This window comes from Flavobacterium sp. NRK F10, assembly GCF_024054235.1.
GTDB classification, from domain to species: Bacteria; Bacteroidota; Bacteroidia; order Flavobacteriales; family Flavobacteriaceae; genus Flavobacterium; species Flavobacterium sediminis.
The window spans coordinates 678,071-695,616 of sequence record NZ_JAMXLC010000001.1; the positions used below are offsets into that span (position 1 = coordinate 678,071).

Genomic DNA, 17,546 nt, shown 5'->3' on the forward strand with positions numbered 1-17,546 from the left:
AAAAGTACAATTGCTAACAATGAAAATCCGGAATAAAAAAACTCCTTCAATAAGAAGGAGTTTTTAAATATTCGACGGTAATAAAAATTATTTACCTGCGGCAATTAAATTTAAGGCAGAACCTGCTTTAAACCATTCGATCTGACCTTCATTATAAGAATGATTAGCCGAAATCACATCTTTAGAACCATCTGCATGCACAAATTCTAAAGTTAATGGTTTACCTGGTGCAAAATCTGTTAAGTCTAAGAAGTTGATTGTATCATCTTCCTGTACTTTATCATAATCGGCTTCATTTGCAAATGTTAAAGCTAACATTCCTTGTTTTTTCAGGTTCGTTTCATGGATACGAGCAAAAGATTTTACTAATACCGCTTTAACACCTAAATGACGAGGTTCCATCGCAGCGTGCTCACGTGAAGATCCTTCCCCATAATTATGATCTCCCACAACGATTGTAGGAACTCCGGCCGCTTTGTAAGCTCTCGCTACCGCCGGAACTGCATCATAAGCTCCGGTTAGCTCGTTTTTAACTTTATTCGTTTCCTGATTAAATGCATTTACTGCACCAATCAACATATTGTTTGAAATATTATCTAAGTGTCCTCTGTAACGTAACCATGGACCTGCCATAGAGATGTGGTCGGTTGTACATTTACCGAAAGCTTTGATCAACAATTTAGCTCCTGTGATGTTTTTACCATCCCAAGCCGGGAAAGGCTCTAATAACTGCAAACGATCAGATGTAGGAGAAACAACAACTTGTACTGAAGATCCATCGGCTGCCGGAGCTTGGAATCCCGGATCATCCACCTCAAAACCTTTTGTTGGCAACTCAATTCCTTTCGGAGGATTTAATTTGATTTCTTCTCCATTATCATTCAACAAAGTATCTGTGATCGGGTTAAAGTCCAAACGTCCAGAAATTGCTAAAGCAGCAACCATTTCCGGAGAGGTCACAAAGGCATGAGTATTCGGGTTACCGTCAGCTCTTTTCGAGAAGTTACGGTTGAATGAGTGAACAATGGTATTTTTCTCTTCTTTATCAGCTCCTTCTCTATCCCATTGCCCGATACAAGGTCCGCAAGCATTGGTAAATACTTTGGTTCCTAATTTTTCAAAAGTTTCAATAATACCATCTCTTTCAATAGTAAAACGAATTTGTTCTGATCCCGGGTTGATACCAAATTCCGCTTTCGGTGTAATATGGTGCTCAACCGCTTGTTCTACGATTGACACTGCTCTTGTCATATCCTCATAAGAAGAGTTTGTACAAGAACCGATCAATCCCCATTCTACTTTCAATGGCCATCCGTTTTTCTCAGCTTCTTCTTTCATTTTAGAAACCGGTGTACCTCTGTCCGGAGTAAAAGGTCCGTTGATATGCGGTTCCAATTCTGACAAATTAATTTCGATCAACTGGTCAAAATATTGTTCCGGATTAGCATATACTTCCGCATCAGCCGTTAAATAAGAAGCTACCTTATCAGCAGCATCTACTACATCCTGACGACCTGTAGCCGCTAAATATCTTCTCATTGAATCATCGTAACCGAAAGTTGAAGTAGTCGCTCCGATCTCGGCTCCCATGTTACAGATAGTACCTTTACCGGTACATGACATCGATTGTGCACCTTCTCCGAAATATTCTACGATCGCTCCCGTTCCTCCTTTTACTGTTAAGATATCGGCGACTTTTAAGATTACGTCTTTAGGTGCTGTCCAACCGTTTAATTTACCTGTTAACTTTACACCGATCAATTTAGGAAATTTCAATTCCCAAGACATTCCTGACATTACGTCAACCGCATCAGCTCCACCTACACCAATAGCCAGCATACCTAAACCTCCGGCATTAACTGTATGTGAATCGGTACCGATCATCATACCTCCCGGAAATGCATAGTTCTCCAATACAATCTGGTGGATGATACCTGAACCCGGTTTCCAGAAACCGATTCCGTATTTATTAGAAACTGAAGATAAGAAATCAAAAACTTCACTGGATTGTGTTCTAGCTACTTTTAAATCCGTTGCTGCTCCAACTTTTGCCTGAATTAAGTGGTCACAGTGAACTGTAGTAGGAACGGCAACTTTATTTTTTCCGGCATGCATGAATTGCAATAAAGCCATTTGTGCAGTTGCATCTTGACAAGCTACTCTATCCGGAGCAAAGTCAACATAATCTTTTCCTCTTGTATAAGCCTGATTAGGCATACCTTCCCACAAGTGAGAATATAAAATCTTTTCAGATAATGTTAGCGGACGCCCGACCAATTCGCGTGCTTTATCAACACGCTCAGCCATACCAGCGTACACTTTTTCAATCATTTCAATATCAAAAGCCATAATTTTAATATATTTTGTTAGTTTTTTTTAGGATATACAATTTACAAAAAAAATGAATATTTATAATAAAAAAGCCTGAGTTTTAACTCAGGCTTAACTTATCAATAATTACATAACTAATTGTCTGTGCGAAGGTGCGAATTTAGTTAAATTAATACCGCTCACAGCCGTTGTGTATTCCTCAATTGTAGGTGTTCTACCAAGTATTGTCGATAATACCACAACCGGCGTGGAAGACAGTAATGATTCTCCTTTTTTCTCAGTAGAATCTTCTACAACTCTCCCTTGGAATAAACGTGTAGACGTCGCCATTACCGTATCTCCTTTAGCTGCTTTTTCCTGGTTACCCATACAAAGGTTACAACCCGGGCGTTCTAAATACAACATATTTTCGTATTCAGTACGTGCTGTCGATTTTGGTGCGTTGTCATCAAATTCAAAGCCTGAATATTTTTGCAATACTTCCCAATCTCCTTCAGCTTTTAATTCATCAACGATGTTATAGGTTGGCGGTGCAACAACAAGAGGTGCCTTGAATTCAACTTTCCCTTGTTGCACTTCAATATTTTTAAGCATTTGAGCTAAAATCTTCATGTCTCCTTTGTGAACCATACAAGAACCGACAAATCCTAAATCTACTTTTTTCTCTCCTCCGTAATACGATAAAGGTCTGATAGTATCGTGAGTATATCGTTTTGAAACATCTGCATTGTTTACATCCGGATCTGCAATCATTGGTTCAGCAATTTGATCTAAATCAACTACTACTTCAGCATAATATTTAGCATTTGCATCCGGAGTTAAAGCAGGTTTAGTTGCTGTTTTAATTTCAGCAATTCTTTTATCTGCTTTTTCAATTAACCCTTTTAATACTTGCTTAGCATTATCCATGCCTTTATCGATCATGATCTGGATTCTACCTTTAGCAATTTCTAATGATTCGATCAAAGTAGCATCTTCAGAAATACAGATAGAGGCTTTCGCTTTCATTTCAGCAGTCCAATCAGTAAATGTAAACGCTTGGTCAGCAGTCAGTGTTCCGATGTGAACTTCAATTACTCTTCCCTGGAATACATTTTCACCTCCGAATTGGTGTAGCATTTGCGCTTGAGTAGCGTGAACTACATCACGGAAATCCATATACGATTTCATATCCCCTTTGAAAGTCACTTTTACAGATTCCGGAATCGGCATTGAAGCTTCACCCGTCGCTAAAGCAAGTGCAACAGTTCCTGAATCGGCACCGAAAGCAACACCTTTTGACATACGGGTATGAGAGTCACCACCGATGATAATCGCCCATTCGTCAATAGTAATATCATTCAACACTTTGTGAATAACGTCAGTCATTGAATGGTATACCCCTTTAGGGTCACGAGCTGTAATTAAACCGAAATCGTTCATGAATTTCATCAACTTCGGAATATTGGTTTGTGCTTTTCTATCCCAAACGGAAGCTGTGTGACAACCAGATTGGTAAGCTCCGTCTACAATAGGAGAAATAGTTGTAGCTGCCATAGATTCTAACTCTTGAGCAGTCATTAAACCTGTAGTATCTTGAGACCCTACAATATTCACTTCTACACGAACATCTGATCCGGCGTGTAACACTTTTCCCGGAGTCGTTCCGACAGCATTTCTGTTGAAGATTTTTTCAACCGCTGTAAGACCTTGTCCTTCATTAGAGATTTCTTTTGAAGGGGCATACACAACCGGAGCTTCAACGCCTAAAGTTTTTGCAGCAAATGTTTGTAATTTTTTACCGAATACAATAGCATAAGATCCTCCCGCTTTGATGAATTCCATTTTTTGCGGAGTAAGTGCCTTAGCGATATCAATCAACTCTTGATCGCCGTTGTATAATTTTTTCTTTTTAGTATTGATCGTAAGAACTGTTCCTGTAGCAACAGAGTACATTTCTTCTAAAATCGGCTCGTCGTTTTCATTACGAACCACATTTCCGTTTTCATCTACTTTTTTCACCCAGTTTTTAAGGTCAAGACCAATACCACCGGTTACATCTACTGTAGTTAAGAAAATCGGAGAGATCCCGTTTGTACCTCCCACAATCGGAGCGATATTTACGAACGGAACATAAGGGCTTGCTTGTTTTCCTGTCCAAAGTGCTACATTGTTAACACCCGACATACGAGAAGAACCAACTCCCATTGTTCCCTTTTCAGCAATTAACATCACCGATTTATCCGGATGTTGCGCCTGTAAAGCTTTGATCTCCTCTTGAGCTTCAGGTGTAATCATACATTTCCCGTGTAGTTCACGGTCAGAACGCGAATGCGCCTGATTACCCGGAGAAAGTAAATCTGTTGAGATATCTCCTTCACCGGCAACATAGGTTACCACTTTAATTTCTTCCGGTACTTCAGGTAGTTTTGTGAAAAATTCTGCTTTAGCGTAACTTTCTAAAATTTCTTTAGCGATTTCATTACCCGCTTCGTAAGCTTCTTTTAAACGATTAGTGTCGGCCTCATAAAGGAACACTTGTGTTTTAAGTACATTTGCCGCTTCTTTTGCTATAGCTGCATCATTGCCTAAAGCTAAATCCAGTAATACTTCGATAGAAGGACCACCTTTCATGTGTGACAATAACTCAAAAGCAAAAGCAGGTGTAATTTCACTTACAACTGATTCGTTAAGGATGATCTCTTTTAAGAATTTAGCTTTAACACCAGCTGCCGGAGTAGTTCCCGGTAATGTATTATAGATAAAAAATTTAAGCGAATCTTCGCGATTTGGGCTGTTTGAATCCTTTATTTGTGCAATAATTTCACTTAGTAATTCTGCACCATCAATAGGCTTTGGATGAAGACCTTGTGTCTTACGTTCTTCAATCTCTTTGATGTAATCGTTGTAAACATTCTTTTGAATATCAGAATCCATACTTATTAATACGTTATGTTTATGTTAGTTTATTTTTAATTGGAACAAACTTAATAAATCTTCACGAGAATTAAAAATTTTTAGCAAAAGCTTAAAATATGGGAAATATTATTTATAATTATTCCATTTTAATGAATTTTATTCATCAAAATTAAACAAAATCATATTTTATTGCAAAATTGATATTTTAGGCTTTTAAAATTATTAAATCGTTAAAATAGAGGGTGTAAAAATGAGAATTTAATATTTATCATTTCTCAAATCCATCATTGGTTTTTCATAAAAACGGTATAAAAAGTACGAAAGTAAAAGTGTACTAAACAGGTAAACAATTATTTTCAAAACTGAAGGGATCTCATACGTAAGCTGCATGAACAAATCTTTCAATAAGTATAAAACAACGGAATAATGCAATAAGTAAATGCTATACGATATCTTACTGACAAATGTTGTTCCGCGAGCAATGAATCCTTCTTCTTTTTCCCAAAACACAAAAAAAGGCAGTAGCATAGCAATCGTTATCGATGTCAACGAAAAATAGAACACCTGATAATACAAAGGTGTCTTAATCAGGTTAAATCCTAAAACATTCATAACAACATACTGAAAAAACAATAAATGCAGCGCTACGATCAAAAAATAAACCCGTAATCGTTTAAGTTTTTTTGTGTAAAAATAGTTAACCCAAGCAACTACAAACCCATATAAAATAGCATCAACACGATAGATAACTACTGATTTTATTGCTGTTCCCCAAACATTCAAGTCGGTCGTCTTATCATTCAGAAAATGGATATAGCGAAAGAAATGAAACAAAACGATAAATACAAAAACCGTTGTTATGAAGAGTACTTTTTTAGTACTCTTTACCAAAAACGCTACAAAAAAAAGCATCACAGGTACTAAAAAATAGGTCCATTCTTCCACTGACAAACTCCATGATTCCACAAAAATCGTAATAGAATATTGCTCAAAATTCTGCAGAAAGAAAAAATAACGCCAAACTTTCCAGCTCAATTGAAATCCTGAAAAAAAAGCAATTAACAACACTATTCCTAAAACCAAATAATAATTAGGTAATGTACGATACCATCGCCTTTTTAAAAAATATAAAACATCTCTGATCGAGAACTGATCCTTTAAAAATTGTTTCAAGAGGATTGTCCCGATCAAAAATCCGCTTAATACAAAAAAAATCTCTACACCCAAGTACCCTGCCAATCCGCTTAAAGAAAGTAGTAAAGAGCTTTGATTATCCGTTAAATAATATAAATGCGAAAAAACCACAAGAGCTATTGCTAAGGCTCTTACCACATCTAATCCGAAAATTCTTTGCTTTACTTGCTTTTCTAAATTCATTTCCGTTACTTTTGTGTCAATATTCTTAATTTTGAAACGACCAAAGATATACAAATACTTACTGTTTAGTGTTATGGTTTCTTTTCTTTTTGGGAGCCTGACCTATTTTATGCTTTCAAACCGTCATAAAGCAATCGTAAAAACAACTCTTTTACACCAACTTCACTTAGTTGATAGTGACTGGGAGGTCAAAGATATTCACCAACGATACACCATGCTTTCGCCTACTCTTTTAATTGACGGCATTTACAAATCAATGGAAGGTCCAAAATCGTCCCGCTACATTCAGCTTAGCACTTCAGACGAACTGCTTTGGATCACCGGTTTTAATATAAAAGCAGTTGATGAAAAGAACCTGAAAGAAGTTTCAAAAGATTTCATCTGCCACATGAACGTAGATCTTAATGATGTTCATTATTACTCTAATTTCAACATGGAAGACAGAATAGGAAAACAATATCCGAGACTCACTTCTCTTTCCGGCGGTTTTGAAGATTGTATTTTTCCTAGCGGTTATGGCATTCCTGTGAAAGGAAATGAATATCTCTATATCACTACTCAAGCTTTAAATCTAAACCAACCTAAAATTTTTAAAAAAGTAAAGCACTTGGTGAGTGTTGAACATGAAAAATATGATGGTACTCAAAAGCCTTTGATGAGTAAAACGGTTTTCATACGGTTGCCTTTTGACAAAGAAGACCCTTTTAAATCACCTTTAACTCCCGGAAGCAATCAATGTATTCCGGTGGAAACTAAAAATCATTGTTATACTGACCGCAACGGCAATATGCTATCAGGACATTGGATCATTCCTAAAGGGAAAGCAACCTACAGAAGTTCTATTGACGAACAATTACAAATAAAAGACAGTTTGCGTCTGCATTTTTCGGCAATACACGTGCATCCGTTTGCAACTTCTATCAGTTTGTATGATGCGACTACCCGACAATACATTTTCAAAAGTCAGATACAAAATTATAATGATAAAGCAGGCTTATTAAAAGTAGAACCTTTTAGCTCTATAGATGGCGTTTGGCTGTATGGAAATCATCAGTACGAATTAGTCATGGAAACCAATAACACTTCTATGACCTTACAAGACATGATGGGCAGTATGTTCTTATTTTTCTACGACAAAGAAATGGATGAAAAATTAAAACTAAAATAATTTTTTGATCAAGTCCTCTTCCGATATACCTTCCGCATCTGCTTTGTAGTTTTTCACTATTCTATGACGTAAGATTCCTGTTGCTACAGATCGAACTTCTTCAATATCCGGTGAAAACTTTCCGTTTAATGCGGCTTGTGTTTTGGCAGCCAAAATCAAATTCTGAGAAGCTCTGGGACCTGCACCCCAGTCGATATAGGTTTTTACAAAATCAGGTGCTAATTCGTTATCAGGTCTGGTTTTACTAACCAGAGTAACGGCATATTCTATTACATTATCTGCCACCGGTATTTTCCGGATCACATTTTGATAATCCAATATTTCCTGCGCCGTAAATAATGACTCTACCTGCGGTTTAAAATCAGTTGTAGTAGCTTTTACCACCTGTATTTCTTCCTGAAAAGAAGGATATTCTAACTTAATAGCAAACATAAAACGGTCGAGCTGTGCTTCCGGAAGCGGATATGTTCCTTCTTGCTCAATCGGGTTTTGAGTGGCCAATACAAAATATGGTAAATCCAGCTTATAATGATGTCCTGCCACCGTAACTGCTCGCTCTTGCATCGCTTCTAACAGAGCTGCCTGAGTTTTAGGAGGTGTACGATTGATCTCGTCTGCCAGAATAATATTGGAAAAAATCGGACCTTTTATAAATTTAAAATTTCGATTCTCATCTAATATTTCACTTCCCAAGATATCAGAAGGCATCAAATCAGGTGTAAACTGAATTCGTTTGAAATCCAATCCCAAAGCCTGAGAAATGGTATTAACCATCAAGGTTTTTGCTAATCCCGGAACACCAATTAATAAAGCATGACCTCCGGCAAAAATGCTCAATACAATTTGGTTAACAACTTCTTCCTGACCGATAATCACTTTCGCAATCTCATTTTTTAAGTCTTGTTGTTTTTGAACCAGTTGTTGAATCGCTGCTACGTCTGACATACTCTTATATTTTAGTATTAAAAATCAGGATAAAGAAACAAAAAAAATAGAACTTACCCTAATACTATATATCCTACAAATATCTTTTTCTTTGGATCTCTTCAAAAATTATTTTTTCAACCAATTATTGGTAAACTCACAATCCTGATATTCTTTATCAATTTTAATATACGTTTCTCCGATTTTTTCTTCGGTCCACTTAGCAATTGCTTTAATTTGTTTGTCGCGTAAAGCCAATTCTTTAATTTTTAAATAATCACTGGCAAAATCCGCTTTATGCTCAGGCAATTTCGTATTGATGGTTACAATTTTATAGAATTTGTTACCACGTTCGTCCTGATCTAAAATTGGCTGCGATAATTCCCCTACTTTCAAATCTACAATTTGGTTATACAAAGCCGGATCCATTTTAGTCAATTCAAATTTAGATTCCATTGTACGAGGATTAAACAAAACACCTCCGTTGTTACGGGTTTCTTTTTCATCTGAAGTAGCTTTAGCTGCATCTGCAAAAGAAATTTCACCGCTTTCTATTTTCGCTCTGATCTTCTCAATTTCTTCTTTAGCTTCCTGTAAAGCTTCAGGCGTTACTTTCGGAGCAATTAAAATATGGCGTAATTCTACTTCCTGTCCTCTGATCTTATCAATCATGATAATGTGATATCCGAATTCTGTTTCAAAAGGTTCCGATATCTCCCCTTCTGCCAAACTAAATGCTACATCTTTAAACTCTTTAACAAACGGGGTTTTACGATTCATTTTATAGTACCCCCCATTTGAACTTGAACCCGGATCTTGCGAAAACAACACTGCTTTTGTAAAAAAACTTCCTCCGTCTAACACTTCCTGACGAATTTGTTTTAATTTATCAATTGTACGTTGCTTCTCTTCTTCGGATATCTTAGGTTTTTTCACAATTTGTGCTACTTCGACTTCAGCTCCGAAAACAGGGATTTCATCTTCAGGAATATCTTTAAAGAAGTTACGAACTTCTTCCGGTGTAATCTCAATCTCGTCTACAATTTTCTTTTGCATCTGAGAAGTAAGCTTGTTCATTTTAATAATATCAAAAAAGTAATTTCTGAAGTCTTCTTCGTCTTTCTTTTTGTAGAAGCTCACTACTTTTTCTAAAGAACCTACTTGCTCTACCATTGCATCGATCTGTTGGTTCATGTAATCATTCACTTCCTGATCCGTTACTACAATACTATCCTGAATGGCCTGGTGAGCATACAATTTATCTTCTAATAATTTTCCGAAAAGTTCACATCGACTTATGTTTTTGATATCAATACCCTGAGCTTTCAGTCCGATAAATTCTAAATCAACATCAGAATCCAGAATAACATAGTCTCCTACAACCCCTATAACACCATCTACTTTTTCCTTTTTAGGCTGAGCAAACAACACTGTAGTAAACAATAAGAATAAGGCTGTCGCTCTACTTGTAAATTTCATAGTCTTTATTTTTAATCGCATCTTCCGTAATTTCTTTTTCTAATGTTTTTACTAATTCTAATTTTCTATTGTTTATTATAACCTGTCTGATAGTCGGTTTAATAAACTGCAAGGGGGTTGGTGAATCTTTCGGCATAACCTGCTTCACTTTCACTAACCAAACCGTCGTGGAATCCGGATGTTGAAAATTGATCCCGTCGGCAATGTATTGATCCTTGTTGTCAGCATTAATGAAAGGGAGTTTTTCATAAACCTGATTAACATCCACCCATACTGAGTCATTAAAAGCATAACTTTTAAACTGAATACTCATTTCATTCAGTTCTTTTTTATCTTGCGTGGTAAAGGAACTAAACTTTGCTTTAATTTTATCAAATTTTGGATTTTCTTTAACTAAATTAATGTAGCGTAGCTTGACTAATTCGTTCGCATTCTTGAACAATTGTTTGTTTTTATCATAAAACGCTACGATTTGCTCTTCCGTTACCACGGTATCTATTTTACGAATGACCATATCTTCCAAATAGGCATTGGTAAACAAATCTGTTTTGTATTGTTCGATCAACTGATTGAACTCTTCTTGTCGGCTTTCACTCAAATTGACCTCTGCCGCATTCAAAAGTATCTTTTGTGTTGCCCAACGATCGACAAACGCTCTGATAATTGCAACGCTATCTTTGTCTGAGGTTCCTTTAGGTACTAAATTTTCAATTTCCTCTTCATACAAATAAGCTTCTCCCACTCTTGCAATAGCTTTAGGAGCCTGAGGCTTTTTGAAGTAATCACAAGAAACAACGGAGATCAGCAAAACTAATGAAGCAAGGTATTTCATTTATTTTCGGATTTGTGCTTTTACTTTTTCAAAAACAGTATTATCAATCTTTACATCAAATTCTTTCTTCAGTTCAGTAACCCAGTTGTTTTCCAGATATTGCTGATAGTCACTGGTTAATTTCCCTTTGCATTCATTAATTGTTTTCGGTGTTTCCGCTTTGATCTCTTTTACATCTGCTACAAAATAATAGCTTCCTTTTTGTACTATTTTTGTGGCTCCGGTTGTTTTAATTGCCAATTCCTGCAAAACATCAAAATCTTCTTCAAAAACTCCCGATTTAACCATGATGTTTACTTTTCCATCCTTATTTAATTTCTCTTTAATGTACTCTATTGATTTCCCTTTCTTACAATAAGACTGTGCTTTTTTTGCCGCTTTTTCCTCTGTAGAAGAATAAATATCAACATTATATCGAGTTTTCCACATATAATCTTTTACATGACTATTGTAAAATTTCTCTAAGCCTAATGTATCGGTTTTTGCTTTTTCCCAAATCTCTTTTTCCATCAGATCAAACAGCAATAAACCATCGCGATATTCATCCATCACATAGCTGAACTCAGGAAATTCGTTTTCAAGATTGTCATTAAAATAAATGATCAATTGATCGTCTACCCATTTTTGGTACAATTCATCAACCAATGCATTGAGCGGTCTGGTTTTACTATTCCCTTTTTGTTGGCTCTGCAAATACGTTAGAAAAGCAGAACCTTCAATTTTTCTATCTTTATTGATAACGATCAGGTCATCATTATATTTTTTACTATCCGAAGGATATTCCCAGATTCCTCTGTAAAAATCTTCTGTTACGGCATTCTTTATTTGTGCCAATAATTTAGCATTTTGCTTTATATCATATTTTGCGCGCAACTTCTTAGCCAGCGAATTAGTGATCAATAATGAACGATCGTCTTTTTTGATTTTGTTTTCCAGATCATACTTTATTTCATCAAGCGGAGGCACCGGATTGCGTTCTACTAATTTTACAATATGCCAGCCGAACTTTGACTTAAACGGTTCTGATATTTGTCCTTTTTCAGTTAATGAGAACGCTATATTTTCAAATTCTTGTGATGTTAACTGTCCTGAACCGAATCTTTGTAATAAACCTCCTTTTGCAGCCGTTGATTTATCTTCTGAAAATTGTTTGGCTAATTCTTCGAAGTTTTCACCTTGTTTTATCTTTTGATAAATGTCATCTATCGCTTTCTTTACCGCAGTATTCGCTTCCGAACTTGGCACAGACGGATTGAGTAACATGATGTGTTCAACGGTTACTTCTCCTCTGTTCAGTCGCTTATCCGTTACTTTTAAAATATGGTAACCAAAACGTGTTCTGAAAATCTTTGAAATTTTCCCTACCGGAGTATTATACGCAGCACTTTCAAACGGATATACCATTTTAAATGCTGAAAAATAACCTAAATCGCCTTTATTCTCCTTTGCTGACGGATCTTCTGAAAATTTTTGCGCTACCGCTTCAAAGTTTTCTCCTGCATCGATACGCTTTTTCAGATCCAACATTTTATGGTAAGCTTTAAGAGTGTCTTTAGGTTCAGCTCCTTCGCTAACCAATACTAAAATATGTGAGGCTCTTACTTCTTCTTTTGTTCTGGCGTAAGCTTCATCAATTAATGCATTGGTTACTTTGCTGTCGTTTACATAGTTCTTTGCTAATTGTTTTCTATACGAACCTAATTCGTTTGTATATTTAGCATCATTTTGCAGCCCTAATTTTTTAGCTTTCTCAACTTTAAGTTTGTAGCCGACAAACAAATCTAAATAATGGTCTAAATCTTTTTGTGAATCATCTTTTACTAAATCCAGATTTTTGTTATATACCCTTATAAATTCATCTGTATAATAAGGGTGATTATCAATAGTAAACAGAACTTCTTTTTGTTTGTTTTGTCCGAAACTCACTGAACTTAAACAAACTACAAAAAGCAAAAAAGCAATTTTCTTCATTTTCTATGTAATATTTTTGAATTGCGACCAACAAAAATAGTAATTCAATTGTATAAACCAACTATAATAAGTTGCATTAACAAAAAATTATACCCTAAAAGATTTGTTTTGTCGGAAGATTTTAATTCTAAATTAATTGAGTTAATTTTGCACCCGAATTAAAAGAAAGAAAATGAGTTTTAAAGACGAAATTGCAAGAAGAAGAACTTTCGGTATTATATCGCACCCCGATGCCGGTAAAACAACCTTAACCGAAAAGTTATTGTTATTTGGTGGCGCTATTCAGGAAGCGGGAGCCGTAAAGAGCAATAAAATAAAAAAAGGAGCGACTTCCGACTTTATGGAGATTGAGCGCCAGAGAGGTATTTCGGTTGCAACTTCGGTATTAGCTTTTAATTATAAGGATAAAAAGATCAATATTCTTGATACTCCCGGTCACAAAGATTTTGCTGAAGACACCTTTAGAACATTAACTGCTGTAGACAGTGTAATTGTAGTGATCGACGTTGCTAAAGGGGTTGAAGAACAAACCGAAAAATTAGTAGAGGTTTGTAGAATGCGTAATATCCCGATGATTGTTTTCATCAACAAATTAGACCGAGAAGGAAAAGACGCATTTGACCTGTTAGACGAAGTAGAACAAAAATTAAAACTTACTGTTACGCCTTTGAGTTTTCCTATAGGTATGGGATACGACTTTAAAGGAATTTACAATATCTGGGAGAAGAACATCAATTTATTTACCGGAGACAGTCGTAAAGACATAGAAGAAACTATTGCCTTTGACGATGTAAACAATCCGGAACTGGACAAGATCGTAGGAGAGAAACATGCTGAAAAACTTCGCGAAGAATTAGAGTTAGTCACTGAGATTTACCCTGATTTTGACAGAGAAGCTTATCTTAAAGGTGATTTACAACCGGTTTTTTTCGGTTCGGCTCTGAATAATTTCGGTGTTCGTGAGCTTTTAGATTGTTTCATAGAGATTGCTCCACAACCCAGACCTAAAGAATCGGATACTCGTTTAGTAAAAGCAGATGAGGAAAAATTCTCCGGTTTTGTATTCAAGATCCACGCTAATATGGATCCGAAGCACCGAGATCGTTTAGCATTCATTAAAATTGTTTCGGGAACTTTTGAAAGAAACAAACCTTACCTGCATGTTCGCCATAACAAAAATTTAAAGTTTGCCAGCCCGAATGCCTTTTTTGCAGAAAAGAAAGAAATTGTAGACGTTTCTTATCCGGGTGATATTGTAGGTTTACACGATACCGGAAACTTTAAAATCGGGGACACACTTACTGAAGGCGAAGTTATGAACTTTAAAGGAATCCCTAGTTTTTCTCCGGAGCATTTCCGTTATATTAACAATGCTGATCCGATGAAATCAAAACAATTAGAAAAGGGAATCGATCAATTGATGGATGAAGGAGTAGCTCAGCTGTTTACACTGGAAATGAACGGGAGAAAGGTTATCGGTACAGTAGGTGCTCTACAGTATGAAGTTATCCAATATCGTCTAGAACATGAGTATGGTGCTAAGTGTAGTTATGAAAATTTTCCGGCGTATAAAGCATGTTGGGTAAAACCTGAAGACACTAAAAGTGAAGAATTTGCAGAATTTAAAAGAGTGAAACAAAAGTTCTTAGGCCACGATAAACACGGACAACTGGTGTTTTTAGCGGATAGTGAATTTTCGATTCAGATGACGCAACAAAAATATCCTTCTGTTAAACTTTATTTTACATCTGATTTTTACCAGAATTAATTTTTTTTTGTAAATTGCACTAAACAAAACCCCCAAATTCTAATTTGCAAAATGAAACCTCTTCTTGTAAAGCTCTATGTGAGCTTGTTTGTGTTATTAATCGGATTTGATAGCACTGCACAGTCATCTGGTGTATTAGCAGATGGAGACCCACCTTCTGCCCCAATTGATAATCAAATGATTTGGTTAGCAATTGTAGGTATTGTATTTGCGTTTTACTTTTTTAATCAAAAGAAAGTAATTCTAAACAATAAATAAAAAAAGGAGCTTTAAAGGCTCCTTTTTTTATTATTTTATTTCATTAATTTTCTTCTTTCTCTTGCCAGTAGGGTGTTCTTAAGCAGCATGGCAATCGTCATTGGCCCTACACCTCCGGGAACCGGAGTAATATAAGATGCTTTTTTAGATACATTTTCAAAATCCACATCTCCGGTAATTCGGTATCCTTTTTCAGTAGTTTCATCAGCAACTCTTGTAATACCAACATCTATAACCACAACATCGTCCTTTACCATTTCTGCTTTTAAATAGTTAGGAACACCTAAAGCTGTAATAATAATATCGGCTTGTGTTGTGATTTGATTAATATTTTTAGTGTGACTGTGTGTTAATGTCACCGTTGAATTTCCCGGAAATCCTTTTCTCCCCATTAATATACTCATCGGGCGACCTACAATATGGCTACGACCAATTACTACAGTATGTTTCCCCTGTGTTTCTACATTGTATCGTTCCAGCAATTCTAAGATACCGAAAGGTGTTGCCGGAATAAATGTACTCATATCCAGAGCCATCTTTCCGAAGTTTTCCGGATGGAAACCATCAACATCTTTACTAGGGTCAATTGCCATCAAAACTTTTTGGGTATCAATTTGTTTCGGCAAAGGAAGCTGAACAATAAAGCCGTCTATATCATCATTTTCATTTAGCTCTTTGATCTTTTTTAACAATTCTGTCTCAGAAGTTGTGCTTGGCATTTTTACCAGGGTAGATTCAAAACCTACACGTTCACATGCTTTAACTTTACTTCCTACATAAGTTAAGCTGGCTCCGTCGTTTCCTACTATAACAGCAGCCAGGTGCGGAACCTTTTCTCCGTTTGCTTTCATCATTGCTACTTCCGCAGCAATTTCATTCTTAATATCTTCTGATATTTTTTTACCGTCTAATAATATCATATGTTGTGTTGTTGATTATTTTGTATAAAAAAAGACGCGAGAAAACACGCGTCTGTTCTTTTATCTCATACCTTTCATTCCTCCTCCCATCATTCGCATCAAATTCTTTCCGGCACCTCCTTGCATCATCTTCATCATTTTACTCATTTGATCGAACTGTTTCATCAACTGATTTACCTGTTCTACTTTAGTTCCGGAACCTTTAGCGATTCTCGTTTTCCGCTTACCGTCAATAATAGCCGGCTTGCTTCTTTCTTCAGGCGTCATTGAGTGAATAATAGCTTCAATATGTTTAAAAGCATCGTCTTCTATTTCAACATCTTTTAGTGCTTTGTTTGCACCGGGAATCATTCCGACCAAATCTTTCATGTTCCCCATTTTTTTGATCTGCTGTATCTGTGTTAAGAAATCGTCAAAACCGAATTCGTTTTTAGCAATTTTCTTTTGAAGTTTACGCGCTTCTTCTTCATTGTATTGTTCCTGTGCGCGTTCTACTAGGGAAACGACATCTCCCATCCCTAAAATACGGTCGGCCATACGGGAAGGATAGAATACATCTATAGCTTCCATTTTTTCACCGGTACCAATGAATTTGATCGGCTTATTTACTACCGATTTAATTGAAATAGCGGCACCACCACGAGTATCACCATCCAACTTGGTTAAAACCACCCCGTCAAAATTCAGACGGTCATTGAAAGCCTTAGCGGTATTAACAGCATCTTGTCCGGTCATTGCATCTACCACAAACAACGTTTCTTGTGGCTGAATCGCTTTATGAACATTAGCAATTTCGTTCATCATTTCTTCATCGACTGCTAAACGTCCTGCTGTATCGACAATAACTACGTTAAAACCGTTTGCTTTAGCATGTTTGATTGCATTTTGAGCAATTTCGACAGGATTTTTATTTTCCGGTTCACTATAAACCTCTACTCCTATTTGCTCACCTACTACATGTAATTGATTGATTGCAGCCGGACGATAAACGTCACAGGCTACTAACAAAGGGTTTTTATTCTTTTTAGTTTTTAAAAAGTTGGCCAACTTCCCTGAGAAAGTCGTTTTACCCGAACCCTGAAGTCCTGACATTAATATAACGGACGGGTTACCAGACAGGTTTACTCCTGCTACATCACCTCCCATTAATTCGGTTAACTCGTCTTTAACGATTTTAACCATTAATTGTCCGGGTTGTAAGTTAGTCAATACGTTTTCTCCGATTGCTTTTTCCTTTACTTTGTTTGTAAATTCTTTCGCAATTTTAAAGTTAACATCGGCATCAAGTAGTGCCCGACGAACTTCTTTAAGCGTATCAGCAACGTTTACATCCGTAATTTTTCCGTGCCCTTTTAATATATGGAAAGCTTTGTCTAATTTATCCGTTAAATTATCAAACATGATCTGCTGTAGTTTTAATAAGCCGCAAAGATAAGATAAAGTCTAAAAGTTTCAAAACAGGAAAATTACAAAGTTGAAAATAAAAACAAGGGGGGGAGGTTATATATACTCTGATTTAAGAAGCCTACATCAGACACAAAAATTCTTAAATTCACTCCTGTCCGAAAAATTTCAAAAAATAAATCCCGAATACTATAAAGTAATCGGGATTTTTCTAAC

At 36.1% G+C, this 17,546-nt stretch carries 12 protein-coding genes; 3 read left to right on the forward strand and 9 right to left on the reverse strand.

Going from position 1 to position 17,546, the window contains the following annotated elements:
• Window positions 1-87: 87 nt before the first annotated feature.
• The 3 genes from NHF50_RS03215 to NHF50_RS03225 all read right to left on the reverse strand — a co-directional run bounded on the left by NHF50_RS03215 (window position 88) and on the right by NHF50_RS03225 (window position 6,606).
• Window positions 88-2,349, reverse strand: coding sequence for an aconitate hydratase (locus NHF50_RS03215; RefSeq protein WP_109568319.1), 2,262 nt, complete (start codon window positions 2,347-2,349; stop codon window positions 88-90).
• Window positions 2,350-2,457: 108 nt separating this feature from the next.
• Window positions 2,458-5,247, reverse strand: coding sequence for a bifunctional aconitate hydratase 2/2-methylisocitrate dehydratase (locus tag NHF50_RS03220; protein WP_252775040.1), 2,790 nt, complete (start codon window positions 5,245-5,247; stop codon window positions 2,458-2,460).
• Between the two features lie 240 nt (window positions 5,248-5,487).
• Window positions 5,488-6,606 (reverse strand): acyltransferase, encoded by a 1,119-nt coding sequence (locus tag NHF50_RS03225; protein WP_252775041.1) that lies wholly within the window; start codon window positions 6,604-6,606, stop codon window positions 5,488-5,490.
• Between the two features lie 73 nt (window positions 6,607-6,679).
• Between NHF50_RS03225 and NHF50_RS03230 the strand changes: the two genes are divergently transcribed.
• Window positions 6,680-7,774, forward strand: a complete 1,095-nt coding sequence (locus tag NHF50_RS03230; protein ID WP_252775042.1) for a hypothetical protein — start codon at window positions 6,680-6,682, stop codon at window positions 7,772-7,774.
• On the opposite strand, the gene NHF50_RS03235 is transcribed toward NHF50_RS03230, so the two are convergent.
• The 4 genes from NHF50_RS03235 to NHF50_RS03250 all read right to left on the reverse strand — a co-directional run bounded on the left by NHF50_RS03235 (window position 7,766) and on the right by NHF50_RS03250 (window position 12,980).
• Complete coding sequence (locus NHF50_RS03235; RefSeq protein WP_252775043.1) at window positions 7,766-8,719, reverse strand: MoxR family ATPase; 954 nt, start codon at window positions 8,717-8,719, stop codon at window positions 7,766-7,768. The two genes, NHF50_RS03230 and NHF50_RS03235, sit on opposite strands and share 9 nt — an antisense overlap.
• A gap of 108 nt (window positions 8,720-8,827) precedes the next feature.
• On the reverse strand, window positions 8,828-10,177 hold the full coding sequence (locus NHF50_RS03240; protein WP_109568324.1) for a peptidylprolyl isomerase: 1,350 nt from the start codon (window positions 10,175-10,177) through the stop codon (window positions 8,828-8,830).
• The gene (locus tag NHF50_RS03245; RefSeq protein ID WP_252775044.1) at window positions 10,161-11,009 is read right to left on the reverse strand and encodes a hypothetical protein; all 849 of its coding nucleotides are present in this window, start codon (window positions 11,007-11,009) and stop codon (window positions 10,161-10,163) included. Before NHF50_RS03245 ends, NHF50_RS03240 begins: the two co-directional genes overlap by 17 nt.
• Window positions 11,010-12,980 carry a peptidylprolyl isomerase gene (locus NHF50_RS03250; protein ID WP_252775045.1) on the reverse strand — a complete coding sequence of 657 codons (1,971 nt, stop codon included), beginning with the start codon at window positions 12,978-12,980 and terminating at the stop codon, window positions 11,010-11,012.
• Between the two features lie 172 nt (window positions 12,981-13,152).
• Between NHF50_RS03250 and NHF50_RS03255 the strand changes: the two genes are divergently transcribed.
• Both NHF50_RS03255 and NHF50_RS03260 read left to right on the forward strand, forming a co-directional pair.
• Window positions 13,153-14,748: a peptide chain release factor 3 gene (locus NHF50_RS03255; protein WP_252775046.1), complete on the forward strand. Its 1,596-nt coding sequence runs from the start codon at window positions 13,153-13,155 to the stop codon at window positions 14,746-14,748.
• Between the two features lie 51 nt (window positions 14,749-14,799).
• Window positions 14,800-15,006: a hypothetical protein gene (locus NHF50_RS03260; protein WP_109568328.1), complete on the forward strand. Its 207-nt coding sequence runs from the start codon at window positions 14,800-14,802 to the stop codon at window positions 15,004-15,006.
• A gap of 35 nt (window positions 15,007-15,041) precedes the next feature.
• Here the strand turns inward: NHF50_RS03260 and NHF50_RS03265 are convergent, their stop codons facing one another.
• Window positions 15,042-15,926 carry a bifunctional 5,10-methylenetetrahydrofolate dehydrogenase/5,10-methenyltetrahydrofolate cyclohydrolase gene (locus NHF50_RS03265; protein WP_109568329.1) on the reverse strand — a complete coding sequence of 295 codons (885 nt, stop codon included), beginning with the start codon at window positions 15,924-15,926 and terminating at the stop codon, window positions 15,042-15,044.
• Between the two features lie 60 nt (window positions 15,927-15,986).
• Window positions 15,987-17,327 (reverse strand): signal recognition particle protein, encoded by a 1,341-nt coding sequence (gene ffh / locus NHF50_RS03270; RefSeq protein ID WP_109568330.1) that lies wholly within the window; start codon window positions 17,325-17,327, stop codon window positions 15,987-15,989.
• Between the last annotated feature and the right edge of the window lie 219 nt (window positions 17,328-17,546).